Origin of the sequence: Nitrosomonas sp. (genome assembly GCF_019752415.1) — a bacterium.
Lineage (GTDB): Bacteria > Pseudomonadota > Gammaproteobacteria > Burkholderiales > Nitrosomonadaceae > Nitrosomonas.
The window spans coordinates 1-8227 of record NZ_JAIEME010000082.1 but is presented as its reverse complement, the minus strand read 5'-3'; the positions used below and the strand labels follow the sequence as shown (position 1 = coordinate 8227).

Genomic DNA, 8227 nt, shown 5'->3' with positions numbered 1-8227 from the left:
GGTGTTGTCTTTTCATATCAGTGCGGACCGGATCCCAGTCACGTTCATTGTTTATCGGCGGCCTGTATGCTGGCTGATTTCGTGTTGGCCGGTTTGTTTTGGATTGGTGCTGAACCGGGGTGGTGATGTTGCATTTACCGGTTTGTTCGAGTAGTGGATTCGGTCGATTCGACTTATCCATCGCCTATAGAAAATAGTGCGGTTTGCTCAATCAAGTCAAGCAGAATCAGCGCAGAAGCTTCCATCAGCGCTGCTTCATCATTGTTCATATCATTGATTCCAGAAAATAATTTTTCCATTAAAAAAAGTTGAAGCAAATGCCCGGTCAGTTCCGGTTCACCGGGATGTGTACAGCAACCGGCGATTGCACTGCAATATCCGCCAAGGAAAGCTTCCGCGGAAACCGTCAGCCACAATCGTACGCTGGCTGCAAATAATTCGCCGTGCCCGGCGTATTCGGCCAAATGCCGCTGTTGCGCTTGTGATGCGGCCAAGCAAAGCGAAAAGCACAAGCTCGCGGCATCGGCTATTGGCAGCTTCTTCGCGCGCCGTGCTGCCAATGGCTGACTGGGATCACCTTCGAAATCGATAATGACAAAGTCGTTATGCGCCATCAATATTTGATCGAGATGGAAATTGCCGTGAATGCGGCTGACAACCAACCGGCGGGAATGGGATTGCAGCGTTGCAAGGTGCCCGGCTATTCTGCCGCAGACGTCACATAGCCGTTGAACGGTATCAGGTGAAAGCGGGTAAGGGACAGTCTCAAGAATCGTGCGCAATGGTTGCAGTTGCGCTAAGAATTCACTGAATGGCACGGCTTCCGGATCGAACGCGGAATCTCCGGTAGTTTTGGCAAGCGCGGAATGCAAACCGGCCGTGCACGTGCCAAGCGAGGTCATTTGCGATTGATAACCGGCGTGTAGTGACGGCTCGCATGCTTGATCCGGTTCATTGATGCAGGACTTGAGGCAGCGATCCAGATATTCCTGAGTGTAATCCCACATCGTGCCCTGGTTAGGAATATAGCGGTGCAGCACCGCAATGGCTGTTGTGCTGTCTCCACTTTGATATTCCAGGCTGCCGACAAAGGGCGCAACATTTTCGCACGGCGATACTTCGGTCAGGAAGCGTCCGATTTCGAGTTCCGGATTAATCCCTGCCTGTATCCGGCGGTAAATTTTCAGAATAAGGCTCTCGCCGTAGACGATGACAGTATTGCTTTGTTTTACCGCTGGCCGGTTGATCGCGAGCGCTTCCGGCAGTTCCGCGAGTGCGGAGATATTGGCGAAAACCATCTCGCCGGATGCGAATGGCAGGCGCGTTGCCGCATGAATGCCATCAAGCAGGAATTGGCAGAATGCATCTTCTCCGATGGCATCGTAGAGAATGCCTTCGCGCGCGCGCTGCCTGACTTTGGCTAACATCCAGGGGGATAAGGCATGGTATTGCTGGTCGGCGGTCTCACCCAGCAGCAATCCGAGCGGCAGGAAAAAGGTTTGCGCGATATCCGTATCAAACTGGATATTAATCAATAAGGGCAGCCAGCTTCTACCGTCAGCCGTTTTCCAGGAATGATGCAAATCGAGATTCAATTGATCGATCCGGTGTCCGGCACCCGTGTACCAACGCTGAGACGCAAGGAATTGAGGCAGAATTACTTTTTCCAATTGTTGCCGGGTTTTGCTTTCGAGCACGCTGCTGACCTCTCCGGCGGGTTTGGTGATGAACGCCGCCAATAAGCTTTCAGGCAAGACCAGTACCGGCATTTCTTCGCGCGGCAGTTTATCGATGTGCCAGACAGGCGCTGCAACATCAGCCGCCAGCCGGAACCAGTAAAAACCGTAACCCGGTAAACTCAGCAAGTAAGGTAATTCGCCAATCGCTGGAAAAGCGGTGCGTCCGAGCAATTCCACCGGTACGCGGCCTTTAAAAGCGGCAAGCTCGAGTTCCACCGGCTGGGCGTTGTTCGCCAGATTAGCGACACAAAAAATGCACTCATCCTGATACTCACGCAAATAGGCGAGTATCTTGCGATTGCCAGGGTGCAGGAATGTCATCGAGCCCCGTCCAAATGCTTTATGGCCTGTACGCGTCACAATCAGCCGCCGCATCCAGTTGAGCAGTGAATTGGCGCTGCGGCACTGCGCTTCGACGTTAATCGCTTCATAGCCGTACAGCGGATCCATGATAGGCGGTAAATAAAGCCGCTGCGGATCGGCCCAGGAAAATCCGGCATTCCTGTCGGGACTCCACTGCATCGGTGTGCGCACCCCGTTGCGGTCGCCGAGATAAATGTTATCCCCCATGCCGATTTCGTCGCCGTAATAAATAATGGGGGAACCCGGCATGGAAAGCAGCAAGCTACATAGCAGCTCGATTTTGCTGCGGCTGCCGTCCATCAACGGCGCCAGCCTGCGGCGTATGCCCAGATTGATACGCGCGCGTGGATCGGTTGCATAAGTGTCATACATATAGTCACGTTCACGGTCAGTAACCATTTCCAGGGTTAATTCATCGTGATTACGCAAAAATACCGCCCATTGGCAATTCTCCGGAATCTCGGGAGTCTGGTCCAAAATTTCAGTGATCGGATGGCGATCTTCTTGCGCTACTGCCATGAAAATTCTCGGCATCAGCGGAAAATGAAAAGCCATGTGGCATTCATCGCCGTCACCGAAATATTCACGCACATCTTCCGGCCATTGATTGGCTTCCGCGAGGAAAACGCGGTCTTGGTAGCGATTATCCAAGTCGGCGCGCAGCTGCTTGATGACAGCATGGGTTTCCGCAAGGTTTTCATTGTCCGTGCCTTCACGCTCACACAGGTAAGGAATGGCATCCAGACGCACGCCGTCGACACCCATGTCGAACCAGAAACGCATGGCGTGCAGCACGGCATCGATAACATGCGGATTGTCAAAATTCAGATCCGGCTGGTGCGCAAAGAAGCGGTGCCAGTAATAAGCTTTTGCTTCTTCATCCCAAGCCCAGTTGGATTTCTCGGAATCGGTAAAAATGATGCGGGTATTCTCGTAGCGTTTCACCGTATCGCTCCACACATAAAATTCCCGTTCAACCGATCCCGGCGGCGCTTTACGCGCGGCTTGAAACCACGGATGTTGATTCGAAGTGTGGTTTATCACCAGTTCGGTAATTATCCGCAGATGACGTTTGTGCGCTTCTTCCAGAAAATATTTGAAATCATCCAGAGTGCCGTAATCGGGGTGGATATCGTGATAATTGGAAATGTCGTAACCGTCGTCGCGCAAGGGGGAGGGATAAAATGGCAATAACCAAAGCGCACTGATACCGAGATCTTTCAGGTAATCCAACTTGGAAGTCAAACCGGGAAAATCGCCGATACCATCGCCGTTACTATCGCAATAGGCGCGCACATGCAGTTGATAAATAATGGCGTCCTTGTACCATAACGGATCGTCTGTGTTATCCATAATTTCCTCAGAGAAGTTTCAGCTTGCAGGGCGGCGGTGTTAATGCCGGTGCCGTACAACCTGCCACCTGCCACCGATCAATCGCAAGGTAGCCCAATGGTTAAGTTGATGGCTTAATTCCGTAACATCCTGTTTATTAGTTTTTTATTAGAGAGACCGGAAAATGCAGAGAATCTTTGAAATTACCGGCTTATTACTAATGCGAGTGATACAAAGTTGAATTGGTTCAATCCGGAATAGTAGAGGAGTAGAAAAGCACTTGAAAAACAGTGCTCAAGAAAACCTGTCATTCAAGTCCAATACAAGGCGGTGTGGGGTTGTGCTCCACTCAATGAATTCCAAGATAGGAGGGTGAGCCGTGTGGCGGCGGGATCGCAATGGGTTGCACTAGCCAAGTAAAATTGACTCAACAGGTCATATTCAGATATTTTCAAATTATTTTGAGAACTTATTCATTCATCTTGCGTATAAAACAGGGAAAGTGGCTGCATGACCAAAACTGAAGCGCAAACCCGTTCGGAGTTGATTGATAGGTTGCTGGCGCAATCGGGTTGGAATGTCAAAGATCCAACGCAGGTCATTGAAGAATTCGATATTGTGACTCCGCTTCCGGAAGGTGTTGCCGAGCCGCGCACGCGTTATGAAGGGCATCAGTTCAGCGATTATGTTTTGCTTGGTAAGGACCGGAAACCACTCGCGGTGATCGAGGCGAAAAAGACCGCGCGGGATGCTGCCCTGGGCCGTGAGCAGGCCAAGCAATACTGCTACAACATCCAGAAGCAGCTGGACGGTGAGTTGCCGTTCTGCTTCTATACCAATGGCCATGATCTCTATTTCTGGGATTTGGAAAATACGCCGCCGCGGAAGGTCGCCGGTTTTCCGACGCGCGACGATCTGGAGCGATTCGCCTACATCCGCCGCAATCGCAAACCGCTGACACAGGAATTTATCAACACCTCGATTGCCGGTCGCGATTACCAGATCCGAGCCATCCGTTCGGTGCTCGAAGGCATTGAGCAGAAAAAGCGCGATTTTCTGCTGGTGATGGCTACTGGGACTGGCAAAACCCGCACCTGCATTGCCATGGTCGATGCACTGATGCGTGCGGGTCATGCTGAGAAAGTGCTGTTTTTGGTCGACCGCATTGCGCTGCGCGATCAGGCACTGGCGGCTTTCAAGGAGCACATGCCCAACGAGCCACGCTGGCCCAATGTAGGTGAAAAGCTGTTCGCCACAGACCGTCGCGTGTATGTCGCTACTTATCCCACCATGCTCAACATCATTCGGGACGAGTCGCAACATTTGTCTCCGCACTTTTTCGATTTCATTGTCGTCGATGAGAGCCATCGTTCCATATACAACACGTTTGGCGAAGTGCTCGACTATTTCAAAACCATCATGCTGGGTCTAACGGCCACGCCGACCGACATCATCGACCACAACACCTTTCAGCTTTTTCATTGTGAAGACGGTTTGCCGACTTTTGCCTACACCTTTGAAGAAGCCGTGAACAATGTGCCGCCCTACCTCTGCAACTTTCAGGTCATGAAGATTCAGACCAAGTTCCAGATGGAGGGCATCAGCAAGCGCACCATTACGCTGGAAGACCAGAAAAAGCTGATTCTGCAGGGCAAGGAAGTTGAAGAAATCAACTTCGACGGCTCGCAGCTCGAAAAACAGGTGATCAATAAAGGCACAAACACCCTGATCGTCCGAGAATTCATGGAAGAAGCCATCAAGGATGCCAGCGGCGTACTTCCGGGTAAAACCATCTTCTTCTGCGCCACCAAGGCCCACGCTCGGCGCATGGAGGAAATCTTCGACAAGCTCTACCCGCAATACCATGGTGAATTGGCCAAGGTGCTGGTGTCGGACGATCCGCGTGTTTATGGAAAAGGTGGTCTGCTCGATCAATTCACCCACAACGATATGCCGCGTATCGCCATCAGCGTGGACATGCTCGATACTGGCATCGATGTGCGCGAGATCGTCAATCTTGTGTTCGCCAAGCCGGTGTACTCGTACACCAAGTTCTGGCAAATGGTCGGGCGCGGCACGCGCTTGCTGGAAACCAGCAAACCCAAGCCTTGGTGCCTGGAAAAAGATGTGTTTCTGATCCTCGACTGCTGGGACAACTTCGAGTATTTCAAGCTCAATCCCAAAGGCAAGGAACTGAAAGCCCAGTTGCCGCTGCCGGTCCGGCTGGTGGGGTTGCGGCTCGATAAGATCGAAAAGGCCAATGACAGCAGCCATGCCGATATCGCCGCGCGCGAAGTTGCCAAGCTGCGCCAGCAAATTGCTGCGCTACCCAAAGAATCGGTTGTGATCAAGGAAGCCGCCGCTGCGCTGGCGCGGCTGGAAGACGAAAACTTCTGGATCAGCCTCAGCCACGACCGGCTGGAATTTCTGCGTGCCGAAATCAAGCCGTTGTTCCGCACGGTTTCCGAAGCCGATTTCAAAGCCATGCGTTTCGAGCGCGACTTGCTGGAGTATTCTCTGGCTGTGCTGAACGAAGATAAGGAACAGGCCAAGACCCTCATGGAAGGCATCGTCGAACAGATCAGCGAACTGCCGCTTTCGGTCAGTTTCGTGAGGCAGGAAGAAACCCTGATCCGCGCTGCGCAAACCAGCCACTACTGGGCCAAGGTTGGCGAAGATGCGCTTGACGAACTGGTCGCCAAACTGGGTCCACTGATGAAATTTCGCGAACCGAACGCCGGTCAGGAGCAAACCCACCTTGATCTGATCGACGAACTGCACAAAAAGGAATGGGTGGAATTCGGTCCGCAGCACGAAGCCGTGAGCATTACCCGCTACCGTGAAATGGTCGAGGATTTGGTTGCTAAGCTGACCGAACATAACCCGGTGCTGCTGAAAATCAAAAACGGCGAAGCCGTGAATGAAGGAGAAGCCAAGGCGTTGGCCGAGCTGCTGCATGAGGAACATCCGCACATCACCGAAGGCTTGTTGCGCCAAGTGTACAAAAACCGAAAAGCGCGCTTTATCCAGTTCATCCGGCACATCTTGGGCATTGAAACACTCAAGAGCTTTCCGGATGAAGTCAGCGCCGCCTTCGATCAATTCATCCGCGCTCACACGATGCTCAGCAGCCAGCAGATGGAATTCCTCAACTTGCTGAAGAGATTCATCATAGAACGCGAAAAAGTGGAAAAGAAAGACCTGATCAATGCACCGTTCACGGTTATCCATCCGCAAGGCATCCGTGGCGTGTTCAGCCCGGCCGAGATCGACGAAATATTACAGTTCACCGAAAACTTGGTAGCGTGATATGAACGAAAATCAACGCATCGAATATAAGCGCGAACTAACCGACAATCTTGAAAAAGAGGTGGTCGCTTTTTTGAATGCCCGCGAAGGCGGCGTACTTTATATTGGCATCGATGATGATGGTAAAGCCATCGGTGTGCAGAATTACGATCAAATTCAACTCATCATTAAAGATCGCCTGAAAAACAATATCCGGCCATCCATCATGGGACTGTTTGAGATCTTGCATGAGAGACGTGACGGTAAAGATATTATCTGCATCACCGTCGCCGGTGGCCTGGAAAAACCTTACTACCTGAAAAAATATGGCATGACCGGAAAAGGCTGTTACCTGAGAATCGGCAGCGCTTCTGAGCCCATGCCACAGGAGATGATCGAAGCGTTCTACAGTAAACGTATTCGCAATACCATTGGTCGCATCGAGTCTCCGCGTCATGAACTGACCTTTGAACAACTCAAGATCTATTACGATGCCAAGGGTTTGCATCTCAATAATGCCTTTATGAAAAACCTGGAGTTACTCACACCCGAAGGTAAGCCCAATTATGCCGCGTACCTGCTCGCCGACGAAAACAGCGCATCATTTCAAATCGCCAAATACGCAGGCGCTGATCGGGTCGATCTGATTGAGAATCGCGATTATGGCCGCTGCTCCCTGATCAAAGCGCTAAAAGCCATGCTGGATCGGGTCAATGTGGAAAATACCGTCTATACTAAAATTGGCTATCCCCTGCGAAAGGAAAGGGAAATGATCGATTCCATCGCCATGCGCGAAGCGATCATCAATGCCGTGGCGCATAACGATTACTCTTATGGTGCAACGCCCAAGGTTGAGTTTTTTGCAGATCGGGTAGAAGTCACTTCCATGGGCGGTTTGCCCTATGGTGTCACCGAAAAGGATTTTTTCGGTGGCTACTCGGTTCCCCGCAATAAAGAATTGATGCGTGTATTGCGTGATTTGGAAATTGTCGAACACCTGGGATCCGGTGTTCCGCGCATTCTTAAAGCCTATGGTCAGCAGGCTTTTGAAATCCGGGAAAGCTACTTGCGTGTCATTTTTCCTTACGCCCAGCCCATCGCTCCAACAAACCTCATCAAACCTACATCAGGGCTAGAGTCGGGGCTAGAGTCGGGGCTAGAGTCGGGGCCAGAGTCGATTCGCCAGCGTGTTTTACAGGAACTGGCGCAGCGCGACTTATCGAAATCGGGACTTGCCCAAGCGATTGGACAAAAGGGCGTTTCCGGCAAATTGAACGAGCGGATTCGCGAAATGCTCGCCGATGGCTTGATTGAATACACCATTCCCGGCAAACCCAACAGCCGACTGCAGAAATATCGCATTACCGGCAACGGCCGGGCACTTTTAAATACATTAAATAAAGCCAAATAAATCTATGTTGCAAAATAACCCCGAACTTAAAGCCAAGATCGATCAACTCTGGAACAAATTCTGGGCTGGTGGCATCAGCAATCCGCTCACCGCC

The 8227-nt window shown here is 51.5% G+C and carries 3 protein-coding genes; 2 read left to right on the top strand and 1 reads right to left on the bottom strand.

The features are described from left to right. Nucleotides 1-173 precede the first annotated feature (173 nt). Entirely contained in the window at nt 174-3455 is a 3282-nt protein-coding gene (gene treS, locus K2P83_RS12310) for a maltose alpha-D-glucosyltransferase (RefSeq protein ID WP_292929605.1), read from the bottom strand. Between the two features lie 489 nt (nt 3456-3944). Here treS and K2P83_RS12305 point away from each other — a divergent pair, with 489 nt between their 5' ends. Next, nucleotides 3945-6743 (top strand): DEAD/DEAH box helicase family protein, encoded by a 2799-nt coding sequence (locus tag K2P83_RS12305; RefSeq protein ID WP_292929603.1) that lies wholly within the window; start codon nt 3945-3947, stop codon nt 6741-6743. A 1-nt stretch (nt 6744) separates the two neighbouring features. After that, nucleotides 6745-8133: an RNA-binding domain-containing protein gene (locus tag K2P83_RS12300; protein WP_292929601.1), complete on the top strand. Its 1389-nt coding sequence runs from the start codon at nt 6745-6747 to the stop codon at nt 8131-8133. Nucleotides 8134-8227 lie beyond the last annotated feature (94 nt).